Source organism: Dermatophilaceae bacterium Sec6.4 (genome assembly GCA_039636865.1).
Classification (GTDB): domain Bacteria; phylum Actinomycetota; class Actinomycetes; order Actinomycetales; family Dermatophilaceae; genus Allobranchiibius.
The window spans coordinates 495,315-519,816 of record CP144172.1 but is presented as its reverse complement, the minus strand read 5'-3'; the positions used below and the strand labels follow the sequence as shown (position 1 = coordinate 519,816).

Below are 24,502 nucleotides of genomic sequence, written 5' to 3'. Positions count from 1 at the left end.
TACGTCGCGACATGCCAAAGCGCTGACGACGCTCCTGCGGACAACGTGTGGGCAACCTGGGGAAACAGCAGCAACTGGATGTGCACAGGTTGTGGATGACCCTGTGGACAAGGTGCGGCGAATCCTTTGAAACCAGGAGGACCAGCGGATATGCCGTCCACCGCAGGTGGATAAGAAGTTCTTCCAGCTTCGTCCAGGTTGTGAGCATCACTGTCCACAAGAACCGAACAGCGGCCGGACGCTCACTGAGAGCGCACGACCGCTGTGGACGTGTCGGGGACCGGGTGTACCTGCCGATCGCGCAGGGAGCTCTACCGCAGGGTGCCGAACCCGGTCGGGTTGTAGTAGTCCTGGATGCGGACCTGGAGGCCAGGTCTCGGTGCGGCGATCATCTTGCCACCACCGATGTAGATCCCCTCGTGGGAGGCCGGGTAGCCGAAGAAGATGAGATCACCTGGCACGGGCGACGTCGTCGGTGTCGCATACGCCTGTTGTGCCTGCGACGTGCGGGGCAGGGTCAGTCCGACTTTGGCGTAGACGTACTGGGTCAGACCAGAGCAGTCGAAACCACTCGGGGTGGTACCGCCCCATACGTAGGGCACGCCGAGGTACTGCTGGGCTACGCGCACCACCTCGGCGAGTTTCGCGGTGGTCGGCGTCGATGGCCCACTACCGCCCGCAGGCGGTGCCGGCGGGGTGGGTGCGACGTTGCAGGGCATCCCGCCGAGAGCGCGCCAGGTGGCTGCACCGACGACACCACTGCCGTCAGCGGTGATGCCGTTGCTGGTCTGGTAAGACTTGACGGCGCCGAGGGTTGCCGGTCCGAACTGTCCGTCGCTGGAAACTCCGACCCGCTGCTGCAGAACGCTGACGAGCGGCCCCGATGCGCCGTAACGCAGCACCTTCACGCTGCAGGTAGGCGGGGGCGGCGGGGGCGGCGGGGTGGGCCCGGCAGAGGTACCGGGGAAGCCACCTAGGGCGGCCCAGGTCAGCGGTCCCACGACACCATCGGTCGCCAACCCCTTACGCGCCTGAAACGACGTGACGCCCTGCTGGGTGGCGGGGCCGAACTGTCCGTCGACCGTGAGTCCGCCGAGGCGCTGCTGCGCCACCTTCACCAGCGACCCGCTCGAGCCGTACTGCAGAACAACCACATCGGTCTGGGTGGGTGCTGCCATGGCGGGACCGGCGAGGGCCACCCCACCCACGGAAGCGACTGTTACCGCCACACCCCCGACAACCATCGTCGTGCGTGACGTCAGGGCGGGGCGGAGCGTGGCGGCCATTCCTGGCCGGCGCTTCATGTGCCTCGGGCTGAGTGTCGTCGTCATCGGTACCTCTCATGGCATCGGACCACGCGTCGGGGACGCCGCGCGGCAGCAAGCAACTCTCTGCGCGATATCGCTCACCGCTGGCGGTCGCCTGCGAGCGCGACACCTGGACTATGCCGAATTTGGGGCTGGTGCGAAAGATGAGAAATCTGGGACTCATAAAACATATGTTCGAGGGTTAAATTACGTCGATGTGACTTACACGGGTGTGCTTCGTCACATTTGCCCATATTGCGGCGCTTTGCGGTTGATGGAAAAAATAGCCACGCAATCGGAACGAGTCCTTTTCGAACAAAACGCCGAGCGAAATTCGATGTGGAAGATGTCCGCATCGTGAGATGAACCACGACAGAACCCCACCAGTAGCGCCCCGCGCTACCCCACAGCACGTCACGAAAAAAGCCCGACCCCCGTGAGGGTCGGGCTTTTCGGTGAGTGTGAAGAACTGTGACTCAGACACGACCGAAGTAGTGCGAGCCCCAGATCTGATGCACGTGAACGCGCGTTCCCGGCTTCGCCGAGTCGATGATCTGGTTGTTTCCGACATAGATACCGACGTGGTGAGCGGGATAGCCGAAGAAGACGAGGTCGCCGGGCCTGGGGGTGGAGACGCGTTTGGTGGCCCCTGCCTGCTGGTCAGCGGTGCGCGGCAGCGAGCGCCCGACCTGGCGGTAGACATAGGAGGTGAATCCGGAGCAGTCGAAGCCTCGGGGGGTGGAACCACCCCAGACGTAGGGAACACCGGTGTAACGCTTTGCAATGGTGACCACATTCGAGGTGGCGGCCGGACTACTGGGCTTGCTCGCGGTCGGTGCGCCCGGGAAGCCGCCGAGCGCCCGCCAGGTATTCGGCCCGACGTAACCATCGCGCGCGAGATGCCTCATCCGCTGGAAGTTCTTGACGGCGTGCAGAGTTCGAGCATCGAACCGCGAGGTCTGCGGGATGTTCAGCCGCTTCTGCACCACCTTCACGTAGTACCCGGTCGAACCGCTGTGCAGCACGACGACGTTGGTGGACGCAGAGGCGGAGGTGGCGGTCACCAGGTCTGCTGCGACCAGACTCGGCACGATCACGGCCGCACCGATGCCGATGGCGGCACCGCGGCGGGAGATGGCGGCGAACACTCGGTTCGGCTCGTTCTGCAAGTGGCGGGGGGCGTAGGAACCCATGGAGGACAATCCTTCAACGGTCGGCGACAGGCGGCCGGACGATCACGCACTTACGCCCGTGGGCGTCCGGTGTGCCGTGCTCAGAACCCCCGTACTGAACCGCGGCACAACGACTATGCACCAGATCGGGCCAGAGGGAAATCTACCCAGGTCGGTGAGGCATATCTCACCAACGCTGAGCCGCGGCTGAGTAGACCAACTCGCCGTGATCATTCCGTTACCAATCCCTGGAATAGCGGGCCCACAGCCATTTATATTGGTTTTCAAAGCATCTCACTTCGACCATTTGATATTGGCTCACCCGATCGTCTTACATTGTGGACAGTTGGAGTCTCGTAGGCTGTCATTCATGCAGTCCAGCGACACCAGGACGATTCTGCGCCTGGCAGTTCCGGCGCTGCTGTCCCTGATCGCTGAGCCGTTGTTCCTGCTCGCCGACTCCGCCATCGTGGGTCACCTCGGTATCGACCCACTGGCCGGCCTGGGGGTGGCGAGCGCCGTACTACTGACCGCCGCCAACATCTTCGTTTTCCTCGCCTACGGAACCACCTCTCTCGTCGCGCGGTGGGTCGGAGCGGGGCGGCCGGACGATGCTCTCGGCGCCGGTCTGGACGGGATGTGGCTCGCTGTCGGCGTCGGCCTCCTCACGGCCGCCCCTGTCGCGATCTTCGCTGGGCCGCTGTGTGGAGTGTTCGGCGCAGACGCCGCGATCCTGCAACAGGGCACCGTGTATCTGCGGATCAGCGCGCTCGGCATCCCGGCCATGCTGGTCGCCCTGGCAGCTACCGGGGTCCTGCGTGGCTTCCAGGACACGATCACGCCCCTGGTCGCGACCACGATCGGCTTCACCGCCAACCTGGTCCTGAACCTGCTGCTCGTCTATCCGGTCGGGCTCGGGATCGCCGGGTCGGCCTGGGGCACGGTCATCGCGCAGTGGGGGATGGCCGCAGGTCTGAGCGCTGTGGTCCTACATCGGGCAATGCACAGTGGTGCGCACCTGTCCCCCAGGGCTGCCGGGGTGCTGCGCGCCGCCCGGCACGGCGTGCCTCTGCTGATCCGCACGCTGTCGCTGCGTGCTGTCCTGCTCCTGACGACCTGGTGCGCGGCCGCTCTCGGACCTCCGTCCCTGGCTGCCCACCAGGTCGCGATGACCGTCTTCGGGTTCCTCGCGTTCGTGCTGGATGCCCTGGCGATCGCCGCTCAGTCGCTGACCGGCGCGGCCCTGGGGGCTGGGGACACCGCACTGGTTCGCTCCCGCACCCGGTTGATGGTGCGCTGGAGCATCGCGGCAGGCGTCGGCGCCGGAGCTCTGCTCGCCGTGACACATACGGTGCTTCCGCTGCTCTTCACCACAGCACCACAGGTTCGAAGCGCGCTCGGCGGGGCACTTCTCGTCATCGCGCTCCAAGCCCCGATCGCCAGCGTCGTGTTCGTGCTGGACGGCGTCCTCATCGGAGCGGGCGACGGGCGGGCGCTGGCCATCGTTCAGACCGTGCTGCTCGCTCTGTACATCCCGCTGGCGGTGGCCATCCATGAGCAGGCAGCCGCGCTGGCCGGACACGGGCCGCGCGTAGCGGTCATGGTGTTGTGGGCCGGGTTCTCCCTCTTCATGCTCGCCCGCCTCGCGTTGCTGTCGATCCGGGCACGCAGCGACCGCTGGCTGGTCGCCGGGGTCTGAAGGTAACCGGCCCTGGTGCATCGGGCGCCCGAACAACGGCACCCAGGGCTGACAGCTAGGGTGAGTTGATTCCGTTGATCGCCGAAGGAGATCCATTACACATGTCGATTTCACTGAACAAGGGCGGGGCGATTTCACTCGCCAAGGAAGCCCCCACACTCACCACCGTTCTGGCGGGGCTGGGATGGGATCCGCGCACCACGACCGGTGCCGAGTTCGACCTAGACGCCTCGGTCCTCGTATGTGACGCCAGCGGGCGTTGCATCGACGACTCGTGGTTCATCTTCTACGGTCAGTTGCGCTCACCAGGCGACGCCATCGTCCATGAGGGCGACAACCGCACCGGGGAGGGCGAAGGGGACGACGAGTCGGTAAAGGTCGAGTTGGGGGCACTGCCCGCGAACGCCCAGCGGATCGTCTTCGTCGTGTCGATCCACGACGCCGAGGCACGCGGCCAGAACTTCGGACAGGTGCAGAACGCGTTCATCCGAATGGTCGACGCGAAGTCCGACCGCGAGATCGTCCGCTACGACCTCGCCGAGGACTACTCCACCGAAACCGCAATGCTCTTCGGTGAGCTCGTGCGCGAAGGCACCGACTGGCAGTTCCGCGCCACCGGTCAGGGCTATGCGGGCGGCCTGGCGGCCGTTATCAAGAGCTTCGGTCTCACCGTCGCCTGAGTTCGCTCACCCCTGCGCAATTACTGAAAACGAGTCAGCCCCGCAACCGTGACGGTTGCGGGGCTGACTCGTTGATGAGCGTGTTACTTGGCCGCGACAATGTCCAGTCGCAGCTGTGCCTGAACCTCGGGGTGCAGACGGACCTGCACCTCGTGACCGCCCAACGCGCGAATCGGCGACGTCACCGAGACGGTGCGCCGATCGATGGGGCCCGCACCGGCGGCCTTGACCGCGTCCGCGATGTCGGCGCTGGTGACAGCGCCGTACAACCGACCAGCGCTACCTGCGCGAACCGGGACGGTGACGGTCGCCGACTCCAGACGGGTCTTCATCGTCTGCGCGTCCTCGAGCGTCTTGACCGCACGGGTCGCCCGGGCACGCACGATCGAGTCGACCTGCTTCTGGCCGCCCTTGGTCCACTGCATTGCGAGGCCACGCGGGAGTAGGTAGTTACGGCCGTAGCCGTCCTTGACCTGCACCACGTCGCCGGCCACGCCGAGCTGGGTTACTTCATGAGTGAGGATGAGCTTCATATCCGTTTCCCTTCCGCTCAGCGTGCTGAGCTGGAGTAGGGCAGCAATGCCATCTCACGGGCGTTCTTGACGGCCGTGGCGATGAGGCGCTGCTCTTGGACGGACACTCCGGTCACCCGACGTGCGCGGATCTTCCCGCGATCGCTGATGAACTTGCGCAACAGCGCGGTGTCCTTGTAGTCGATGTTCTCGACCTTCGCCGCCTTGAGCGGGTTGGCCTTCTTCTTGGGCTTGCGTACTACTGGCTTAGCCACCGTGGTGCTCTCCTTCGTGAGAGCCCGAAACGCATCAGCGCTCGGGATGGTTGAAGTGAATGAACTGGTGTGACAGGTGGTGCAGGAATCGAATCCAGCGGTCTAAAAAGGTGGTTCGTCGTACGACGGGCCGGTGTTCCAGCCGCCGCCCTGACCACCCTGACCATTTTGGTTACCGGAGTTGCCGCCGTTGCCCTGACCGGAGTTGCCGCCGTTGTTGGGCTGGCCTCCGGATGGAGCCGAGTTGCCGCCGGTTGCCCATGGGTCATTGGCCGGCGCATCGCTGCCGCCGCCCTGACCTGAATTACCGCCGAAACCGCCTTGGCCACCGGAGTTGCCTTGGCCGGAGTTGCCGCCGAAGCCGCCACCCCCGCCGCCGCCACCGCGCTGGGTTTTGTTGACCTTTGCCGTTGCGTACTTCAACGAAGGGCCGACTTCTTCGACGTCCAACTCCGTTGCAGTGCGCTTCTGGCCGCTTTCCTTGTCGTCCCACGAGCGGGACTTCAGCCGACCAGAGACGATGACCCGCGAACCACGGGTCAGCGACTCTGCCACGTTCTCTGCCGCGTCTCGCCAGATGGCGCAACGCATGAACAGAGTTTCGCCGTCCTTCCACTCGTTGCTCTGCCGATCGAACTGCCGGGGCGTAGAAGCCACGGTGAAGTTCGCTACGGCAGCGCCCGAGGGAGTGAAACGCAGTTCGGGATCAGCGGTCAGGTTACCGATGACGGTAATAACGGTTTCGCCAGCCATGGTGTGTTCTCTGCTTCCTGTCGTCTAACTCATCGAGTTGGTTACGAGGAGTCGTCTCAGGCGTCGGCGCGCAGGAGCTTGGTGCGCAGGATCGACTCGTTCAGGCCGAGCTGACGGTCCAGCTCCTTGGCCGTCGCGGATTCAGCCGTCATGGTGACAACGGCGTAAATGCCTTCGGACTTCTTCAAGATGTCGTAGGCAAGCCGACGTCGGCCCCACAGGTCGATGTTGTCGACGGTGCCGCCGTCTTTGGTGACAACGGTGAGGAACTTGTCCAGCGAGGGCTGGACGGTGCGCTCATCGAGCTCGGGGTCGAGGATGATCATCAATTCGTATTGACGCATAAGTGAACCCACCTCCTTTGGTCTCAAGCGGTCACGGTCTCTCCGTGACAGGAGGGTTGCAGCGTCGTCGCCACGCCATCACCCGGAGCACCATTTCGTTACGAACCGGTGCTGCCGGTGGATGTCACCCGTTGGCCTACCTTGGGATGCCACTGTGCCCGAAAGCACCGACAGCCGGTGGGGTTTGTCCACAGGGCGTGCGTGACGCACGGTGGCCAAGTCTAGGCGGGGGTGCGGCTCGCGCGGAAATCCGCGTCAGTCCGCGGCGCAGGTCGACGCACGACAGGCTGCATCTGCTCATCCACATCCTCCGCGGACTCCCAGGCCGCAAAGGCCAACCCGCCGTAGGCGACGAGCCGGACCACGCAGAACACCGCGTACCCGGCGGGTGCGAGCGCCTTCGCAGGGTTGGACGCACTCCCGGCGTACATCCAGACCATCACGAAGTAGACGACCTCGACCATCGCCCACGCCAGGTGCTCACGCCATCGCATCGCGCTGACCGCGAGCAGCGGCAGCACCCACAGACACTGCTGCGGGGTGAACGAGCGCCCGGTCACCATCACGATCACGAGCATCATCAGCGCAAGAGGCCCCAGGCGCACCGGATGCGGCATGCTCACCCGCAGCATCCCGGCGAGCAGCGCCGCGAGCCAGCCGAGCAGCGCCACGATCGTCAGAGCCGTGGCGGGCAGTTTGACGTGCAGGATCGCGGCGACCAGCCACGGCGATCCGTACGACGCGCCTGCGGCACCCCAGGCGCGGTAGGGCGCGAGCGGGTCACCGCCCACCGCGACGGCGGACACCATGAAGAAGACGATCACCACGCCGGCAGCACCGAGCATGCGAAGGGCAGCCGACCCACGTCGTTCGCGCAGCGCCAACAGCACGATCGCGGCGATGATGATGAGCGGGTAGGTACGGGCCATCACCGCCGCACCGAGCAGCACGCCTGCAGCAACTGGCATCCGACGCATCCACAGGGCCATCCCGACGGTTGCGAGCGCGACCCCCAAAATGTCCAGTGACAGCAGCGACGCGGTGATCAGGACCGGGCTCAGCGCGACATGCGCGGCCTGCCATGGCGATCCGCGCAGCATTGAGGCCGTGGCGATGGTCGTGGCGGCCACGAGGGCGGTGATGACGACCGCGCAAATTCCGTAGAAAAGCTGCTGGCGATGCAGCATCGTTCCGCCGCTTGGCACCAGGTGCTGCAATCCCCACGTGATGTATGCGGTCAGCGCTGGTTGGGTCTGTCCGGGCCCGCCCGCACTCCAGGGGGTAGCGCCGGCCGAACCACCCGCTCCCACCGGCAGGTCGGAGTAGCAGGCCCGCCAGAAGGCGCCCGGTCCGCCCCAACCGACTGTTTCGCAGTGGTTCTTCTGCACGACGCCCAGCGCGATCAGTACGCTGGCCAGCGAGGACAACACCGCGCCGACGTACAGCCAGCTTCGGGCGCCGACCCTCGCGAACCGCCCGACCGGTCCCCCGATCACCTCGGTCGCCACTCGTGCGACGCCATCCCCTCGACTCGGCACGCGGAGTCGCTGTCCGTCCTGGGTCATGGGCGGAAGGCTACGCGCCCATGCTCGAAGGTCGGCGAAATGTCGATTGTGCCGGGTCCGGAGGCCACCAGACCCGCCGAACCTGACATCTGGACGGGGTTATTCAGCCACTGCTACTCCCAGACGCTCCCGGGTTCGGTGGGGCCCCCGGCGTGTTGGGCGCCGAGGGAAGGACCGGTGGCACCACGGTGCGGGTCGCCGACGGAGTTGGCGCCGTGGTGCTCGGGCTGGTCGGGGTCGGCGGCGGCGTGGAGGTGGTCGGGGCAGTGCTGGAACTGGTCGATGAGGGAGTCGACGTCGTGCTCGACGACGAGGAGGAGGACGAAGACGACGGGGACGAACTGGTCGGCCCCTGCGTCGTCGTGCTGGCCGGCGGCGGTACGTTCGATCCTCCACCGCTGGTGAAACCACCTCCGAGATCGGTGGCTGCCGGCAGCTTCGGCGCCGGCTGACCCTGTAGCGCGAGGGTCATGAAATCTTTCCAGATCTGCGTCGGGACCTCGCCGCCGTAGAAGGTCTTGCCCGCCTTGGCCAGTGACGTCTTGGCGCCGCCGTCCCCGGCGTACATACCGACCGAGGTGGTCAGCTGACCTGGTGTGAAACCGGTGAACCACGCTGACCGGAAGTTGTCCGTGGTCCCGGTCTTGCCGCCTGCGGGACGACCGAAGTCACGCAACGTCTGGTAGGCGGTGCCATTGGGGTCCGAGACCGGCCCCCCCATTGCATTGGCGACGTTGTTGGCGATCTTCTTACTCACAACCTGTGGCGTGGCCGACGGGGCGGTGTAGCTGTAGCTGCCCGTCTCGCTCGTGACCTTCTGCACGAAGTGGGCATCGGCACGCTTGCCGTCGGCGGCGAGAGTGTTGTACGCCGTCGCCATGTCGATCGGGTGCACGTCTGCGACTCCGAGAGTGTCGATGGCGCTCGGCGAGTTCATCCCCCGATCACTGGCCGGAATGCCCAACTGCTTGGCCGCAGCCAGTGTCCTGCCCGTTCCGAGCTGCAGATTCAACCGCACGAAGGCCGTGTTGATCGACTGCGTGAGGGCCGTCCGAAGCGTGATGAACCCCGTCGATTCGTTGCCGGAGTTCGTGAGCGGCTTTTTGACACCGGGTAGTTTGAGGTAATTCGCCCCGCTGACCCTGGTGGAGAGGGCAATCCCCTTCTCCTGTGCGGCCGTCAACGCGAATACCTTGAAACTGGAACCGCCTGGCACCGCCGCCATCGTCGCGGAGTTGAACTGTGATTTCTGGTAGTCGGCGCCGCCGTACATCGCGACCACTGCGCCATCCGGCTTCATCGCGACCAGACCGGTGTTGACCTGATCTTTGGCACTCCTACCGGTGTTGTCGACGCTGTTTTTCACCGCCTGTACCGCTGCTGCCTGGTCTTTTTTATCGATCGTGGTGGTGATGCGTAAGCCACTACGACCGATGTCCTGCTCGGACAGCTTCAGCTTGTTCGACAACTCCTGCTCCACGGCTGCCACCAGGAAACCGTTGGAACCGGTACGGCTGTTGGCGGGTTTACGCGCGGCGAATTTCGGGAACGTCAGGGCCGACGATTCAGCCTGGGTCAGCCATCCCTTCTTCACCATCCCGTCGAACACGTACGTCATCCGCGCTCGTGCGCGATTGGCCGAGTCGGTGCCGTTGGCTGGGTCGAAAATAGCGGGGGCATTGATCACCGAGGCGAGGTAACCACCCTGGGCAACAGTCAGCTGGCTGGAGTCAACCCCGAAATAGGCCTGGGACGCCGCCTGGATGCCGTAGGCGTTGCGCCCGAAGTAGATGGTGTTGAGATAATCGGCCAGGATCTGCTGTTTGGTGTATTTCCGGTCGATCTTGATCGAGATCATGATCTCTTTGACCTTACGGCTGACCGTCTTGTCCTGCGTCAGGAAGTAGTTCTTCACGTACTGCTGCGTGATGGTCGAGCCGCCCTGCTGCGCGCTACCACGCACATCGGCCCACGCCGCGCGGACGATACCGGTCGGTGACACGCCGCTGTTGTCGTAGAAATTGCGGTCCTCCGCCGAGAGAAACGCGTACTGCACCTTCTGCGGCACCTTGGACAGCGGCACACTCTGCCGGTTGACCGGCCCGATCCGGCCCATCTCGGTCTTCCCGTCGGCGTAGTAGACGACGGCGACCTGCTTCTCCGCGTCCTGGCCGGGCTGAGGGATGGTCGTGCGCTGATACAACACCACCAGCGCGACCACACCGATCAGGAACAACGCAAGAAGTCCGGCGATCGAGCGGGTGATGACCTTGAAGAGCAGACCGTGCTGCTTGCGCCCGGAACGACGCCGCGAGCGCCCGGATGCCGGGCTGCTGCCGCGCCGACGGGACCGCTGTCCGGTGGGTCCATCTTCAGGTGCGTCGCCGATCGGCCCCTCGTCGCTCATCGGTGCAGAGTAACGGTCCCAGCTATCACGTCAGCGGTGTCGTGCAGGATTGCGATGTATCGAACCGATACATCGCGGGTGTACCGTCGCATATATGTCCCGACGTGGTGCGATTCTCGAGCTGGCCGTTCTCGGCCTGCTCAACGACGCCCCACTGCATGGATACGAGCTGCGCAAGCAACTGTCCGGAGTGCTCGGCGCCTTCCGCGCCGTGTCCTTCGGCTCGCTCTATCCGTGTCTGCGCTCGCTGGTCGAGCGCGGCTGGATCGATGAGCGGAACGAAGACGGAGACAGTCCGTTGCGGGCCGCAGCCGCGAACAAGCGCACCCGCATCACCTACGAGCTGACGGCAGAAGGCAAAGAGCAGTTCCAGTCGCTGATGTCGCAGACCGGGCCGGCAACCTTCGAAGACGAGAACTTCGACGTTCACTTCGCCTTCTTCGGACGCGCCAGCAGCGATGTGCGGCTACGCATCCTGGAAGGTCGGCGCAGTCGGTTGGAGGAGCGCCTCGATGACGCCCGGGTGGCAAACGCCGCGCGACGCCAACGTGTCGACACGTACACCACCGAATTGCACCGCCACGGCCTGGACTCCACCGAGCGCGAGGTCAGGTGGCTGTCTGAGCTCATCGAGACCGAACGCTCGGTCTACACCGCTACCAGGCCTGCACCAAGCTCCACCGCAACTACTGCTGTCACCGCAACTGAGGCCACCCCGGCCGCGAACCACCAAGACCTGCTGGCCGAACCGGCGCAGGACAAGAAGGAGTGATCATGGGATCCATCCGCGTCGCCATCGTTGGCGTCGGTAACTGCGCGAGCTCGCTCGTGCAGGGTGTCGAGTACTACAAGGACGCATCGCCGGACCACACCGTGCCCGGACTGATGCACGTGATGTTCGGTGAGTACCACGTCAACGACGTCGAATTCGTCGCCGCGTTCGACGTGGATGCCAAGAAGGTCGGCTTCGACCTGTCCGAGGCCATCGGCGCCTCGGAGAACAACACCATCAAGATCGCAGACGTGCCGCCTACCGGCATCACCGTGCAGCGCGGTCCCACGATGGACGGCATCGGCAAGTACTACGCATTGACCATCGAAGAATCCGACGCGCAGGCCGTCGACGTCGTGCAGGCACTGAAGGACTCCAAGGCCGACGTCATGGTGTCCTACCTGCCCGTGGGTTCAGAGACTGCCGACAAGTTCTACGCGCAGTGCGCCATCGACGCAGGTGTGGCCTTCGTCAACGCGCTGCCCGTCTTCATTGCCTCCGACCCCGTGTGGGCCAAGAAGTTCGAGGACGCGGGTGTGGCAATCATCGGTGACGACATCAAGTCCCAGGTCGGCGCGACCATCACCCACCGGGTCATGTCCAAATTGTTCGAGGACCGCGGAGTGGTGCTGGACCGCACCTTTCAGCTCAACGTGGGCGGCAACATGGACTTCAAGAACATGCTCGAGCGTGAGCGCCTGGAGTCCAAGAAGATCTCCAAGACCCAGGCCGTCACCTCCAACCTCGAGCACGACCTCGGCGCCCGCAACGTGCATATCGGTCCGAGCGACTACGTGCAGTGGCTGGATGACCGCAAGTGGGCCTATGTGCGCCTGGAAGGCCGCGCCTTCGGTGACGTGCCGTTGAACCTGGAATACAAGCTCGAGGTCTGGGATTCCCCCAACTCCGCCGGCATCATCATCGACGCGATCCGCGCCGCGAAGATCGCCAAGGACCGTGGCATCGGCGGCGCACTGCTGTCCGCTTCGTCCTACCTGATGAAGTCCCCGCCCGAGCAGCGTCGTGATGAGGTCGGTCGCGCCAAGCTCGAGGGCTTCATCGCAGGCACCGAGGCTCGCTGAGTCTGCTTGCGTAATACCGAACAGGCCGCCTCCCCACCAGGGAAGGCGGCCTGTTCGGCGCGATCAACACGCGATGTCAGCCGTCGACCGGGGCCGGCAGCCTCGCGCCGACGACCGTGGTCACGGCCTCACCGGCCAGGGTGCTCAGAACCCGCGCAAAGAGGTCGTCGCGCACCCCCTCGGGTTCCATGTCGGCCTCCAGTGCCAACCCGTTGCTCACGGCCAGCAGCACGACGGCCAGGTCAGCTGCGGGCATCGGCAGCCTGACGTCGAACGTATCGGCAAGGCTGACCAGTACTTCCGTGAGCATTGCGCGCATTTCCCGTCGGCTGCGGCGCAGCCTGTCCGCGATGTCCGGGTCTCGCCGAGCCATCGCGGCGTACTCGACCAGCAACCGGTGCCAGATGGGGTCAGCGCGCATCTCGTGCACCAGGACACCGCCGATGTGTTCGGCGACCTGTGCCGGTGTCGTGGCACCCCGGGCGGCCTGCAGGCTCTTGGCAACCCGACCGGCTGCGCGCTCCTCCATGAGGGTCAGGACCATCTCGTCCTTGGAACGGAAGTTGGAGTAGACCGCACCCTTGGTCAGCCCGGCCGCGGCCGCTACTTCTTCCAACGAGGTATTGACGATGCCGCGCTCGCCGAACACCAGATATGCCGCGTCGAGCACTTTGCGGCGGGTTTCCGCGCGGGCGGGACGGGTGCGCGTCATGGAACTACCTTCCGAGATACCTCACTGGAACGCCCTGATCGTAGGGGCCCAACGAGGTTTCTCGTGTCCATAATGCGTACCGGCATCAGATCTGGTCCGGTCCGGCAACCGTCTGGGACGGCCTTGCGGTGGCCTACAACGACAGGGAGTCATCCCGATCCGTGGGGAACCGGTCACGCAGGAATGCTCCGTGGGTACGTAGCTGCTCGCCACCGGTCAGCGCGACTGAATCCTGGATCTGCCGCAGCCTCTGCGTCAGCAGCTGAAGCTGACCGACCAGCAGCTGGGTGCCTGTCTTGCCGTCGGCCAGGACCGTGTCGTCGCCCGACCACGGCGGCAGCGAAAGGTAGGCACGGACCGCTTCCGGCGCGTAGTCGTCCCGAATACGTTCGACCTCAATCGCCTCGGTGCCGCTGGAGCGACCCTGCTGCGCCAGATACGCGGTCGCAGCGGTCGACCGTTCGTCGATCTCCCGCACCAGAGCAGCGGCTGCGGGCGGCACCCCGCTGTGCTGGACGTAGGCCGAGATATCAGGCTGGCCCGGTACGGGGGACGCCGTGTGATCCGACGTGGACGCCGACTTGCGCAGGTCGACCGGCTCCGAAGAGCACATCCGGCCCTGTCCATCCCCACCCCATCCCTGCCAGCACTGTCCTTCCCAGCCCCGCGCTTTGGGGCGCCCACGGCCCGAGCGGGTCGAGCAGGAGCCGGACCCCAGTAGATTCATTGCCCGCACAGCGACCAGTGCAGCGAACGGGAAGAGCACCCACGACGCGCCCAACAGGGCGAACACCAGCACCGCGACGGCGCTGACCAGCAGTCGGCGCCGCACTTTGGGCAGCCGCCCGAACACCACGCTGCTGAACGCGAAGATGGAGATGCCTGCGCCTGCTTGCACCACCCATGCGGCCCCGAGCCCGGCAAGTGCGACCAGCACTGCGAGCTGGATCATCGAGCGCCGCGCCGAACGACTGCTTCGGCCGTAGGCATTCAGCGCGTACGTCCCGACACAGACCGCCGCAGCCACCTGCACCGCGACGAGCGCGGGTCCGTGCACCGCGTGAGTCGACAGTTCTGTGCCGGAGGCGTTCAGACCGGACATGAGACCGAGCATCTCGGCACCCCTCTCACTTCACCCGCCCGATTCTGGCTGTCGGCGGCTTGCTCCTCACCGTACGCCGCCGCACACCGCGTGGACAGGGTCATTTGTCATGTGCGCAGGATGCGGACCCGATGCCGGATGCGGCACCTACGCGCGGGTAGGGCGGGGCGGGTGGCATCATCGGCGAATGGCCTTTCAGGAAATCGTCTCCGACCTCGTCGCCAATGTCGCTCAGGTGCAGGTGCAGGTGGGCCAGCAGGTAGAAATCGGCCAGGAGCTCGTGCTCCTGGAATCGATGAAGATGGAGATTCCGGTGCTCAGCGAGGTCGCGGGCACCGTGGCCGCCGTGCGCGTGGCGCCCGGAGACGTCGTGCAGGAAGGCGAGATCCTCGTCGTCCTGAGCTGATGCCGTCCTGAGCTGATGCGTGTTCACTTGACAGCGCTCAGCCGATGCGACGCTGCTACTGCGCTTCGGGTTGCTGCGCCCACCAACGACGCAGCTCCTGCGCTGCCTGCTCGTACCCGACCGGCCCCTGGTCGAGGCGATAGGCCAACAGGTGTTTGTAGGCCCGCCCCAGCACCCGACCCGGCGGGATGTCAAGGATCTGCGCGATCTGGTTGCCGTCCAGTTCCGGGCGGACCGCGTCCAGTTCTTCTCGTTCCAACACTGCGGTGATCCGGATCTCCAGACCGTCATAGGTGCGAGCGAGCGCGGCGGCGCGGCGTTGGTTGCGTGTTGTGCAGTCGGCCCGGGTGAGCAGGTGCAGCCTGGACAGCAACGGGCCGGCGTCGGTGACGTACCGGCGAACCGCCGAATCGGTCCATTCACCGCCGCCGTATCCGTGGAAACGTAGATGCAGCTCGACCAACCGGGTGACGTCCCTGATCTCGTCTTTGGAGAATCGCAGCGCTTTCATCCGCTTGCGGGTCAGCGACGCTCCCACCATCTCGTGATGGTGGAACGACACGCCGCCGTTCTTCTCAAATTTTCGCGTCGCAGGCTTGCCGATGTCGTGCAGCAGGGCGGCCAGCCGCAAGGTCAGATCCGGCGGGGAGACTTCCGGCACCGCACCCAGCCCCGCCACGTCGCGCGCACCCTCCAGCGCCATTGCCTGACGCAAGACCGTCAGGGAGTGTTCGTAGACGTCTTTGTGGTGGTGGTGCTCGTCGACCTCCAACTGCAGGGCGGGCAGCTCCGGCAACATCACCTCAGCGAGTCCGGTATCCACCAGCACTCGCAGACCCGGTAGCGGGTCAACCGCCAGCAGCAGCTTCACCAGCTCGTCGCGCACCCGCTCGGCCGAGATGATCGACAGGCTCTGGGCGGATACAGCTATTGCGGCCGCCACCCTCGGTGCGAGTTCGAAACCCAACTGGGCAGTGAACCGCGCCGCGCGCATCATCCGCAGCGGGTCGTCACCGAAAGACTGCTCCGGCGTCGCTGGGGTGTCCAGCACGCGCGCCGCGAGCGCCGAGAGCCCGTCGGAGGGGTCGATGAATTCCAGGCCGGGCAGTCGCAGCGCCATCGCGTTGACGGTGAAGTCGCGGCGCAGCAGATCCTCCTGCAACGAGTCGCCGAAGGTGACCTGCGGTTTGCGACTCGCCCGGTCGTAGATGTCGGCCCGGTAGGTCGTGATCTCGACCTGTACGCCGTGCCGCATCCCGCCGATGGTCCCGAACGCGCGCCCGATGTCCCAGGTTGCTGCCCCCCACTGGTCCAACAACGCCTGGGTCTGATCGGGGGAGGCGGACGTCGTCAGGTCGATATCGGTGAGGTCGCGGCCCAGGAAAGCGTCCCGTACCGGCCCGCCCACCAGTGCCAACTCGTGACCGTCAGCTTCGAACAAATCGCCCAGTTCACGCAGCGTCGCCAACACCGGAGCCAGCCGACGCACGGCACTTTCCCGAAGTCGGGCGATCTGGGACGGATCCGGCGACACCACGAGGGTCAGGGTAGGCGAAGGGAGACAATGATCGAATTCGGGCAGGCCGGCTGGTTACAGTGCATGGATGACGCTGTATACCTTTCCCGCGAACCGGCATCCGCGTCGGCTCCCCGCGGTCGAGGAGATTTCTGCCGGCGGTGTCGTGATCGACGTCGCCCAAGGACGCGCCTGGATCGCGCTGATTGCTCGGCACAACCGTGCGGGGCGACTGGAATGGTGTCTGCCGAAGGGCCATGTCGAGCCCGGGGAGACCCTGACGGAGACCGCCGTGCGCGAGGTGGCGGAAGAAACCGGCATCATGGGGCGCGCCCTTCTCACTTTGGGCACAATCGACTACTGGTTCAGCACGCCGCAATTTCGGATCCACAAGCGCGTGCACCACTACCTGCTGGAGGCACTCGGTGGAGAGATCTCCATCGAGAACGACCCCGATCACGAAGCCATCGATGCGCGGTGGTTCCTGCTGGACGATGTTTCGACCCGGCTCACCTTCCCCAACGAACGTCGTATCGCGCACACCGCCTGGGAGCACCTCGCAGGGACCGCCTGAGTTGGGGCGCGTGCTCACCCGGTGGGTCGCCGCCATCACGGCCCTGTTCACCCTGGCCTGGACCGTCGGAGTGGCACCCGTGCAGGCAGCGCCGCCGCCCGCCTACGCATCAGCCACGGCGACAAATTCCACGGTGTCCAAGGTGCCGACCATCGCGATCACCTCCGTGACACCGACGATCGCTCGACCGAATCGTCCGGTCTTCATCACCGGCATGTTGCAAGCAGGGCAGGCCGCGTTGTCGACGCCCAAACTGACCGCCGGACTGAGCACCACAAGTCTGGACACGTCCAGCAAGCTGCAGCAGTGGAACGCGGGCACCTCCGGCATTCAGACCGTCACACGCACTGCCACCAGCCTTGCGCCCCTGGCTGCGGGCGGTCGGCAACCGTTCGCGCTCACCATCCCGGCGTCAGCGTTCCCCAACGGGTACCGCACCGCGAATCTGCCGCTGCTACTGAGCCTGCTCGACGGGCGCGGCACCGCGCCGAAAGGTATCTGGCGGACCACCATCTCCTTCGTCGGCAAAGCGCCGAACATCCCACTGCCGGTGACCTGGCTGGTGCCACTCACGCTCCCGGCTGATTCGGCCCTGTTCGGACCCAGCGGCGCAGCACGGGACCGCGCGTGGGCCCGCGCAATCGGCCCGGGTTCGCGTATCGACACCTTGCTGAGCACGTTGTCGGGCCAGCCCATCACCTGGGTCGTCGATCCCGCCATCACCGTGCCTGCTCCGGCTGCCGATCCAACAGTGCCCAGCGCCGGAGCCCCTCGACCGGGTGCCGCCCCACCCGGCTCGACCACTTCGACCCCGCCTCCCTCGACCCCGCCTCCCTCGAGCTCGCCTGCTTCGACTTCGCCGGCCGGTTCGACGCCACCCCCTTCGAGCCCGACGTCCGGGTCAACGGCCTCCACTGCAAGCGCAACCCCTTCCGGCACTCCTGCGTCGCCCACGTCGACGACCTCGGCACCGACACCAGGAAGCGGCTCAACCAGCCCCACCGGCACCGGTTCGTCCACCGGTCAGGTACCCACCGGCTCCGGGTCGCCGAGTTCGAGTCCCAGCAGTCCCAGTAGCACCGGCGGAACTGTGCGGGCCGATCCCGTGGAGGCTCTGACCGCCCAGCTGCGCGAGCGGCTGCGCACCCTGCCGAGGAGTCAATCGGTCCTGTGGACCGCCCATGACGATCCCGATCTGTCCGGGCTGGTCCGATCCGGTGCCGGCGGTGCGCGAGTGCTGCGTGAGGAGGTCGCCCGGACGCTACGACCGGACATGGCCGCCATCAGCTCCACCGAGGTGGCCTGGCCTGCCAATGGGGTCAATGCTGGCGATGTCGCCGAGATCACCGGCGCGTGGTCGCGCGCGGACCGCCCCGCCCCGGTGCTCGTGCTGCCCACCTCCGGCATCACGGGCGCCCAGAGCGCGACCGGCTCGGCCCAGCGCAGCATCGCCGGTACGTCGGGCGCCTTGCTCTACAACGAGTCACTGAGCGCCCTGGTCGGTTCCGACACCGCAGATCCAGGCCTGCGGGCGCAGCAGTTCCTGGCGCAGACCCTGACCATCTACGACGAGCGTCCCGCTGTCCGGCGTTCGCTGGCGATCGCGGTACCCCGTGCGGGCGGCGCGACCGCAGCGGTCCTGTCCACCATCATCTCCGCAGGACGCACCGCTCCCTGGTTGACCGATCGCAGCGGTGTCGATGCTGTGCGGGTCGCTGCCGGCTCGCCGCGCGCCTCCGTTCGGGCGGACCGCGGCAGCGTTACCTTCCCGAGCCCGGGAGCCACCGCCGTCACCATTGCATCCCTGAGCCGGATCACTGCCCAACGCGGCCAGCTGTCAGGCCTCAACTCGCTACTGGTCGACTCCCTCGACGTGGTCTCGGACCGGCTGCACCTCGTCGACAATCTGGGCTCGACGCGCTGGCGCGACCACGTGGCGGGTGCGCGGAATGCCTCTCGTTTCAGCAGCGATGCTATGAGCAGGATCTTGGAATCGGTCTCGGTGGCACCGTCCCCGGTCAACTTCTTCACCGATCGAGGAAGCATCGCGATCACCGTGGTGAACACGCTGAGCCGGCGGGTCCAGGGAGTCCAGGTGCTGCTGCGCCCCCGGGCGATCGCTTTGAAAGTAGAGCGTCAACCCGCGCCGGTGTCCCTCGGCGCCTCCTCCCGTGGCCTTGTCAGACCGCAACTGGCTGCGGCCGGGTCCGGCGCGGTGGCCGTCGACGTCCTCGTGGAGACCGCGAACGGGGTCCGCCTGGGAAAACCCCCCGTTCGTCAGGCCAACCTGGAGGTCAACGTGCGGCCCACCGCGACGTGGATCTACTGGGTCCTCGGCGGGGTGGCCGCCCTCATCCTGTTGCTCGGCGTCATCCGCAGCATCCGCCGTGGTCCGCGTGGAGCCGAACAGGATGTCGAGCCCGCTGGCAGCACCGGGCCGGATACCGTCGTAGCCGGTCCTACCCGCGAGCCGTCGCCCGATCCGGGCATCAATGAGAATGACCACGACGAATGAATACCGGGATGAGTGAACACCGACATGAGTGAGCACGGCGGCGGGAGCCTCGGTCGGCAGTACGACGCGGCCACCGGTCACCACCAGCAGGACGAGCGGGCGCCGGCCGCCACCCTGGGGGGGCTCTACTCCCACGCCCGCACGGACGAATCCTCCCTCGATCTCTTCTCCGGCACCGTCATCCTGGAGCCGCGCCTGGTCGACACCCGATCGGCGCGCGCTGTACGCCAGGCAGCCGGTCCGTCCACACCACCTCTTCTGCCCGCGTCCTCTGGTGGGCAGCACGCGCAGCCGGACCCCAGCGTTTCCCGGACCGTAGCCAAAGACGGGTCGGACGCTCAGGTCGCCCGGTCCAGCGCCATCATGGCCGCCGGGACGTTGGTGTCGCGAGGGCTCGGATTCGTTCGTCAGGTCATGCTCATCGCGGCCGTCGGCGCGGTGAACCCGATCGGCCGGGCCAAAGGGCAGGCCAACGCCGGCAATATCTGGGACACCGCCAACACGCTGCCGAACATGGTCTTCCTGTTGCTGGCTGGCGGAGTCTTCAACGCCGTCCTGATACCGCAACTGACACGTGCTCTGAAGGACCCGGACGGTGGAAAGGCCTTCACCGACCGGCTGGTCACCCTTGCGCTGTTGATCCTCGGCGGCATCACGCTGACCTGCGTGGTCTTCGCCTATCCGCTGTACCGCGTGTACGACCTCAGCGGTAACTCCGAAGCGCTGCACCTGGGCTGGCTCTTCAGTCTCATCTGTCTGCCCCAGATCCTGTTCTACGGCGTCTACACGGTTTTCGGCGAAGTGCTGAACTCCCGCAGCAAGTTCGGCGCCTTCATGTGGTCTCCTGCGCTGGCGAACGTCGCCTCCATCAGCGGTCTGCTCTACTTCCTGGCCCATTTCGCTCCCAATACGGCTCCGGGCAACTGGACCACGTCGATGGTTCTCGTCCTCGGCGGCAGCGCGACGCTCGGGGTCATGGCGCAGGCTCTGGTCCTGATCCTCCCGCTGCGCCGGATCGGCTACCGCTACCACCCGAACATGCACTTCCGGGGTGTCGGGTTGCGCTCGACCAGCAAGATCGCGGTCCTGGCCTTCGCGGCGATCCTGATCCAGCAGGGCGGGCTGGTGGTCACGACCAACGTCCTCATGCGCGTTCCGGGGCAGTACGGCGGACGCCTCGTGCAGTCGACTGCGTTCCTGCTGTTCATGCTCCCGCACTCACTGATCACGGTCAGCCTGATCACTGCGCTCTATACCCGCATCTCCACAGCCGCCCATGAGCGCGATACCAAGCGGGTCACCGATGACGTCGCGACCGCCGTCCGGTTGTGCGGTGTGGCGGTGATCCCGGTGACGATCGGCGCGTTCGCGCTCATCCCGCCGGTCGCGATTCTGCTCGGTAACGGGCTCGGTCCCAACGCCGTCAGCGCGTTCTCCACGGCGACGATCGCGATGATGCTGGGCAGCTTCCCCCTGGCGCTGAATGTGATCGTGCAACGCACCCTGTACGCGTACGAGGACGCCAAGAAACCGTTACTGATGCAGGTATGGGGCACTGCCGTCGCCGTGCCGCTGACACTGCTGTGCCTGCTGCTGCCCTACAAGTGGGTCGGCGCCGGAGTAGCTCTCGTGCAGTCGATCAGCTACTGCGCCCAGGCCGGCGCGGGGTACTACTGGCTGAGTCGACGCCTCGGCGGACTACCGATGCCCGGAGTCGCGCGTACCTACGGTCGGCTTGCGGTCGCTGCGGGTGCCGCGACCGTGGCCGCGTTCGCCGCGCGATGGGTGGTCGGGAGGATGATCTCCGGTGAACGGGCAGCCGCTCTGTCAGGGCTGTCGGTGGGCTTCATAGCCTTCCTCGCGACCTACCTGATCGTGGCCCGCCTGCTCCGGGTCGGTGAGATCGAGGCCCTGTTGGCCCCTGTCACCAGCCGCCTGGGTCGCCTCAGCGGTGGTCGCGCCTAGACTTCCCCGGAACGCGCGGTTTCTGCGCCGATCAACGCCGGATCACGACCGACCACGACGAAGCAGGAGCAGGTGTGCAGGAATTGAGCGAGGGCGTCGCGCTCGCTGAGCGGTACGAGCTGGTCACGTGCGTCGGCACGGTCGGTGACCACCGCCAGTGGCACGCCACCGACCGCACCCTGGACCGCTCGGTGACCGCGATCACGTTCCCCTCCGACGATCCGTACGCCGAGGCGGCGCTGGACAGCGCCCGTCGCGCAGCAGGCGTCGATGATCACCACCTGTTACGCATCCTGGACGTCGGCGTCGAGGGCGACTGGTCCTACGTGGTCACCGAGCGTTTGCACGATGCCGAGTCGGTCACCGAGCTGCTGCAGTTCCAGACCCTGCCCCCCGAGGAGGCACGACGCATCGTCGGTGAGGCAGCCGCCGGTCTGCACACCGCCGCCGCGCGTGGCCTGCATCATCTGTGCCTGACCCCACACGACATCGTGCGCTCACGCGACGGCTCGGTCACCGTCCTCGGAGTGGCTACCGACAGTGCCCTGACCGGCCTCGACGACGTCCCGGCCGGGCAGGCGTCGCGTACGGATGCCGAGGCACTGGTCCAGATTCTCTACACCGCCCTCACCGGACGGTGGCCAGGTCCTGACGCAGTGCCTGACCTACCCGCGGCCACGAGGGATGCCAAGGGTGTCCTGGCCGCCCCTGCCGCCGTCGTTACCCGGGTCCCGTCCGACCTGGACACCGTCTGCCGCCAGGTACTCATCGACGGTTCCGGACCGAGCACGCCCGGTGATCTGGCGAGGTTGCTGTCGCCGTGGTCCGCCGAGCGGGTGCACGGTGCCGGTGGGCGCGATATCGGGGCCACCGGTCATGGGGAGAAGCAGGCCGAACCCGTCCCCACCACGTCGACAGTGCGGTACTTCGAGAGTGCGGGCGCATCAGCAGGACTGGTGGACTCCGATGGCGACGAGACCCAGTTCCACGACGCAGGCGACGTGCCCATCCTGCGCTCACAACGTGACCCCAGCGATGTAGCGCTGGAACCACCGGCTCCCTACCTACCCTCCGGGCTGGACGAGCCTGATCGTCGTACCAGCGGATTGGCGTTGGGAATCGTCGCTCTACTGCTGGTACTGACGGTGGTTGCGGCCTTCTACGGGCTGCGCGGCCTCGGCGGCGGCAGCTCGCCCACAGCTGGGCCTACGTCCAGCACCTCTGCCGTCACTTCGTCGAAGAAGGCGCCCGCGTCATCCGCCGCAGCCACCAGCAGTACGACGCCCGCAGGGACCCCGATCAAGGTGGTCTCGGCCACCGGCTTCGATCCTGAGGGCAACAACAACGAGCACAACGAGCTCGCCCCGCTGGTGATCGACGGCAACGACAGCACCATGTGGGTGACCCACATCTACCGGACCGCCCAGTTCAGCGGGATCAAGAAGGGCGCCGGACTACTGCTCGACCTCGGCGCCAGCAAACAGGTCGGAAGCGTCGAAATCAACGTCGTCGGCAACCCGACCACGCTGCAGGTCTTCGTCACGGACAAGAAGAGCATCACCGGGGCCACCCCGTTCGGCACGCTGAACAACGGTTCCGGAAATCAGAAGGTGACCGGCACGCCGACCACCGGGCGCTACGTGATCGTCTGGATCACGTCGCTGAGCCAGTTCCTGACCAACGGGTACCGCGATCAGATCGCGCAGGTCAAGGTCACGTCGTGAGCGTCTCCGACGACGACACCGTCAGCGATGAGCAGCTGCTGGCCGCCCATGTGCGCGGTGACGTCGACGCCTTCGGCGAGTTGTTCCGACGACACAGGGACCGGATGTGGGCCGTGGCGCTGCGCACCACCCGTGATCCGGAAATGGCCGCAGATGCGGTCCAAGATGGTTTTATCTCGGCGTTCCGGCGCGCTGAGTCGTTCCGCGGCGATGCGAAAGTCACCACCTGGTTGCATCGGATCGTTGTCAACGCCTGCCTGGACCGGCTGCGCCGTATCAAACCGACCAGCGAGCTGCCCGAGTACGAGTTGGTCGATCGGCACGATCGCCACTCAAGCCTGGAGGTACAGCTCGATGTGCAGCAGGCCCTGGGTGCGATACCGGAGGGTCAGCGGCTGGCCCTGACGTTGGTGGACATGGAAGGCATGTCGGTAAGTGAAACCGCGCAGCTACTGGGAGTGGCAGAGGGAACTGTGAAGTCCCGTTGTGCGCGTGGCCGCAGCGCACTGGCCGAGTTGCTGCGTGACCGCAATGACGGCGGCTACAACAACGGGTACGGGGCGCGGCGTTGACATCGGCCTGCCCTCTCGATTCATTGTCAGGTTCAGGGAACCGCGTCACGTCGGGGAACGTCATAACTGAAATGACAGGAGGGCCCGATGACGCTTCATGATGCGCAGGGGTCTACCGGTGACTCCCACGACGGCGACGAATCGGCCGATCAGCACGGTCAGGACCGGACGAGCACGAAGCAGGAGCAAGAGCGTATCCGCGCCCTATTGGCACGGGTGGACGATCCGGGTCCGATGCCTACGTCCGTAGCGGACCGCATTCAGGCTGTACTGGCTGATGAACAGCGTCGCCGCGCCCCGGGACATGTCGACGAGCTCGCCGCGCATCGAGCTCGCCGCAGAAAATCGCGAAATCCGCTGCGAGTAATGGTGATTGCTGCATCTGCGGCCGTGGTGCTGCTGGGCGCAGGTGCGGTCGGCTACGCCGCATTGGACACCCCGCACGCGCCGGTTGCCCAAGCCCCGGTGCAGGTCGGCAATCTCGCAAACCGGATATCGGTAGCCCAGACCGGACAGGACTACACGCGCGCCGGGTTACCCACTCAGGCGGTGACCTTACTCAACAGTCCACTGCGAACGAACGTACCTCCTCGCGTCGTACAGCAGTACGGTGCAATGGCCACCTCGGAAGGCATCATCGGTTGTCTGGGGTCCCTGGGTTCGGCACTTGCGGGCAACCCGGATCGCATCGTCGTCGACTTCGCCCGGTACAACGGGTCGCCGGCAGTAGCCGTCGTGCTCACCAAAGGCACCACGAACACGGCCTGGGTAGTCAGCCGTAGTTGCAGTAGTACGTCCACACCGTTGGCCGGCCCCGCCAGCGTCACCACCTGAGTTCGCGTCGGCGA

22 protein-coding genes are annotated in these 24,502 nt (G+C 65.9%); 11 read left to right on the top strand and 11 right to left on the bottom strand.

All coding sequences use genetic code 11. The features are described from left to right. Positions 1-311 precede the first annotated feature (311 nt). Complete coding sequence (locus V3G39_02590) at positions 312-1,304, bottom strand: NlpC/P60 family protein (GenBank protein ID XAS76944.1); 993 nt, start codon at positions 1,302-1,304, stop codon at positions 312-314. 479 nt (positions 1,305-1,783) lie between these two features. Then, positions 1,784-2,500 (bottom strand): NlpC/P60 family protein, encoded by a 717-nt coding sequence (locus V3G39_02585; GenBank protein ID XAS76943.1) that lies wholly within the window; start codon positions 2,498-2,500, stop codon positions 1,784-1,786. 349 nt (positions 2,501-2,849) lie between these two features. On the opposite strand from V3G39_02585, the gene V3G39_02580 reads away from it, so the two are divergent. Further along, positions 2,850-4,178, top strand: a complete 1,329-nt coding sequence (locus V3G39_02580) for an MATE family efflux transporter (GenBank protein ID XAS76942.1) — start codon at positions 2,850-2,852, stop codon at positions 4,176-4,178. A 101-nt stretch (positions 4,179-4,279) separates the two neighbouring features. Beyond that, positions 4,280-4,858 carry a TerD family protein gene (locus V3G39_02575; GenBank protein ID XAS76941.1) on the top strand — a complete coding sequence of 193 codons (579 nt, stop codon included), beginning with the start codon at positions 4,280-4,282 and terminating at the stop codon, positions 4,856-4,858. 83 nt (positions 4,859-4,941) lie between these two features. On the opposite strand, the gene rplI is transcribed toward V3G39_02575, so the two are convergent. The 6 genes from rplI to V3G39_02545 all read right to left on the bottom strand — a co-directional run bounded on the left by rplI (position 4,942) and on the right by V3G39_02545 (position 10,714). Further along, positions 4,942-5,391, bottom strand: coding sequence for a 50S ribosomal protein L9 (gene rplI / locus V3G39_02570; protein XAS76940.1), 450 nt, complete (start codon positions 5,389-5,391; stop codon positions 4,942-4,944). 17 nt (positions 5,392-5,408) lie between these two features. Next, a complete protein-coding gene (gene rpsR / locus V3G39_02565; protein XAS76939.1) occupies positions 5,409-5,645 on the bottom strand; it encodes a 30S ribosomal protein S18 in 237 nt (78 codons plus the stop codon). Between the two features lie 102 nt (positions 5,646-5,747). Next, a complete protein-coding gene (locus V3G39_02560) occupies positions 5,748-6,398 on the bottom strand; it encodes a single-stranded DNA-binding protein (GenBank protein ID XAS76938.1) in 651 nt (216 codons plus the stop codon). A 56-nt stretch (positions 6,399-6,454) separates the two neighbouring features. Continuing rightward, positions 6,455-6,742 carry a 30S ribosomal protein S6 gene (gene rpsF / locus V3G39_02555; protein ID XAS76937.1) on the bottom strand — a complete coding sequence of 96 codons (288 nt, stop codon included), beginning with the start codon at positions 6,740-6,742 and terminating at the stop codon, positions 6,455-6,457. A 221-nt stretch (positions 6,743-6,963) separates the two neighbouring features. Continuing rightward, positions 6,964-8,307 (bottom strand): hypothetical protein, encoded by a 1,344-nt coding sequence (locus V3G39_02550; GenBank protein ID XAS76936.1) that lies wholly within the window; start codon positions 8,305-8,307, stop codon positions 6,964-6,966. Between the two features lie 103 nt (positions 8,308-8,410). Then, complete coding sequence (locus V3G39_02545) at positions 8,411-10,714, bottom strand: transglycosylase domain-containing protein (GenBank protein ID XAS76935.1); 2,304 nt, start codon at positions 10,712-10,714, stop codon at positions 8,411-8,413. A gap of 94 nt (positions 10,715-10,808) precedes the next feature. Between V3G39_02545 and V3G39_02540 the strand changes: the two genes are divergently transcribed. Together V3G39_02540 and V3G39_02535 are read left to right on the top strand one after the other, a co-directional pair. Further along, positions 10,809-11,486 carry a PadR family transcriptional regulator gene (locus V3G39_02540; protein ID XAS76934.1) on the top strand — a complete coding sequence of 226 codons (678 nt, stop codon included), beginning with the start codon at positions 10,809-10,811 and terminating at the stop codon, positions 11,484-11,486. Between the two features lie 2 nt (positions 11,487-11,488). Further along, positions 11,489-12,568: an inositol-3-phosphate synthase gene (locus V3G39_02535; protein ID XAS76933.1), complete on the top strand. Its 1,080-nt coding sequence runs from the start codon at positions 11,489-11,491 to the stop codon at positions 12,566-12,568. Between the two features lie 76 nt (positions 12,569-12,644). Here the strand turns inward: V3G39_02535 and V3G39_02530 are convergent, their stop codons facing one another. Together V3G39_02530 and V3G39_02525 are read right to left on the bottom strand one after the other, a co-directional pair. Next, positions 12,645-13,280 carry a TetR family transcriptional regulator gene (locus tag V3G39_02530; GenBank protein XAS76932.1) on the bottom strand — a complete coding sequence of 212 codons (636 nt, stop codon included), beginning with the start codon at positions 13,278-13,280 and terminating at the stop codon, positions 12,645-12,647. A 133-nt stretch (positions 13,281-13,413) separates the two neighbouring features. After that, complete coding sequence (locus tag V3G39_02525; protein XAS76931.1) at positions 13,414-14,394, bottom strand: hypothetical protein; 981 nt, start codon at positions 14,392-14,394, stop codon at positions 13,414-13,416. 175 nt (positions 14,395-14,569) lie between these two features. Between V3G39_02525 and V3G39_02520 the strand changes: the two genes are divergently transcribed. Then, positions 14,570-14,788 carry a biotin/lipoyl-binding carrier protein gene (locus V3G39_02520; protein XAS76930.1) on the top strand — a complete coding sequence of 73 codons (219 nt, stop codon included), beginning with the start codon at positions 14,570-14,572 and terminating at the stop codon, positions 14,786-14,788. Positions 14,789-14,843: 55 nt separating this feature from the next. Here the strand turns inward: V3G39_02520 and V3G39_02515 are convergent, their stop codons facing one another. Next, the gene (locus V3G39_02515) at positions 14,844-16,322 is read right to left on the bottom strand and encodes a CCA tRNA nucleotidyltransferase (GenBank protein ID XAS78162.1); all 1,479 of its coding nucleotides are present in this window, start codon (positions 16,320-16,322) and stop codon (positions 14,844-14,846) included. 70 nt (positions 16,323-16,392) lie between these two features. On the opposite strand from V3G39_02515, the gene V3G39_02510 reads away from it, so the two are divergent. The 6 genes from V3G39_02510 (at position 16,393) to V3G39_02485 (ending at position 24,488) form a co-directional block, all read left to right on the top strand. Continuing rightward, on the top strand, positions 16,393-16,878 hold the full coding sequence (locus V3G39_02510; GenBank protein ID XAS76929.1) for an NUDIX hydrolase: 486 nt from the start codon (positions 16,393-16,395) through the stop codon (positions 16,876-16,878). A 1-nt stretch (position 16,879) separates the two neighbouring features. Continuing rightward, a complete protein-coding gene (locus V3G39_02505) occupies positions 16,880-19,393 on the top strand; it encodes a DUF6049 family protein (protein XAS76928.1) in 2,514 nt (837 codons plus the stop codon). Between the two features lie 24 nt (positions 19,394-19,417). After that, positions 19,418-21,358 carry a lipid II flippase MurJ gene (locus V3G39_02500; protein XAS76927.1) on the top strand — a complete coding sequence of 647 codons (1,941 nt, stop codon included), beginning with the start codon at positions 19,418-19,420 and terminating at the stop codon, positions 21,356-21,358. Positions 21,359-21,432: 74 nt separating this feature from the next. Then, complete coding sequence (locus V3G39_02495) at positions 21,433-23,082, top strand: protein kinase family protein (protein ID XAS76926.1); 1,650 nt, start codon at positions 21,433-21,435, stop codon at positions 23,080-23,082. Beyond that, entirely contained in the window at positions 23,079-23,654 is a 576-nt protein-coding gene (sigM, locus tag V3G39_02490) for an RNA polymerase sigma factor SigM (protein XAS76925.1), read from the top strand. Before V3G39_02495 ends, sigM begins: the two co-directional genes overlap by 4 nt. A gap of 87 nt (positions 23,655-23,741) precedes the next feature. Continuing rightward, entirely contained in the window at positions 23,742-24,488 is a 747-nt protein-coding gene (locus V3G39_02485; protein XAS76924.1) for a hypothetical protein, read from the top strand. Positions 24,489-24,502: the final 14 nt, after the last annotated feature.

What these genes read in the sequence shown, in the direction of transcription:
- V3G39_02590 (XAS76944.1), bottom strand. Translation starts at nt 1,304, where the DNA reads ATGAAGCGCCGGCCAGGAATGGCCGCCACGCTCCGCCCCGCCCTGACG.
- V3G39_02585 (XAS76943.1), bottom strand. Translation starts at nt 2,500, where the DNA reads ATGGGTTCCTACGCCCCCCGCCACTTGCAGAACGAGCCGAACCGAGTG.
- V3G39_02580 (XAS76942.1), top strand. Translation starts at nt 2,850, where the DNA reads ATGCAGTCCAGCGACACCAGGACGATTCTGCGCCTGGCAGTTCCGGCG.
- V3G39_02575 (XAS76941.1), top strand. Translation starts at nt 4,280, where the DNA reads ATGTCGATTTCACTGAACAAGGGCGGGGCGATTTCACTCGCCAAGGAA.
- rplI (XAS76940.1), bottom strand. Translation starts at nt 5,391, where the DNA reads ATGAAGCTCATCCTCACTCATGAAGTAACCCAGCTCGGCGTGGCCGGC.
- V3G39_02560 (XAS76938.1), bottom strand. Translation starts at nt 6,398, where the DNA reads ATGGCTGGCGAAACCGTTATTACCGTCATCGGTAACCTGACCGCTGAT.
- rpsF (XAS76937.1), bottom strand. Translation starts at nt 6,742, where the DNA reads ATGCGTCAATACGAATTGATGATCATCCTCGACCCCGAGCTCGATGAG.
- V3G39_02550 (XAS76936.1), bottom strand. Translation starts at nt 8,307, where the DNA reads ATGACCCAGGACGGACAGCGACTCCGCGTGCCGAGTCGAGGGGATGGC.
- V3G39_02545 (XAS76935.1), bottom strand. Translation starts at nt 10,714, where the DNA reads ATGAGCGACGAGGGGCCGATCGGCGACGCACCTGAAGATGGACCCACC.
- V3G39_02540 (XAS76934.1), top strand. Translation starts at nt 10,809, where the DNA reads ATGTCCCGACGTGGTGCGATTCTCGAGCTGGCCGTTCTCGGCCTGCTC.
- V3G39_02535 (XAS76933.1), top strand. Translation starts at nt 11,489, where the DNA reads ATGGGATCCATCCGCGTCGCCATCGTTGGCGTCGGTAACTGCGCGAGC.
- V3G39_02530 (XAS76932.1), bottom strand. Translation starts at nt 13,280, where the DNA reads ATGACGCGCACCCGTCCCGCCCGCGCGGAAACCCGCCGCAAAGTGCTC.
- V3G39_02525 (XAS76931.1), bottom strand. Translation starts at nt 14,394, where the DNA reads ATGCTCGGTCTCATGTCCGGTCTGAACGCCTCCGGCACAGAACTGTCG.
- V3G39_02520 (XAS76930.1), top strand. Translation starts at nt 14,570, where the DNA reads ATGGCCTTTCAGGAAATCGTCTCCGACCTCGTCGCCAATGTCGCTCAG.
- V3G39_02510 (XAS76929.1), top strand. Translation starts at nt 16,393, where the DNA reads ATGACGCTGTATACCTTTCCCGCGAACCGGCATCCGCGTCGGCTCCCC.
- V3G39_02500 (XAS76927.1), top strand. Translation starts at nt 19,418, where the DNA reads ATGAGTGAGCACGGCGGCGGGAGCCTCGGTCGGCAGTACGACGCGGCC.
- V3G39_02485 (XAS76924.1), top strand. Translation starts at nt 23,742, where the DNA reads ATGACGCTTCATGATGCGCAGGGGTCTACCGGTGACTCCCACGACGGC.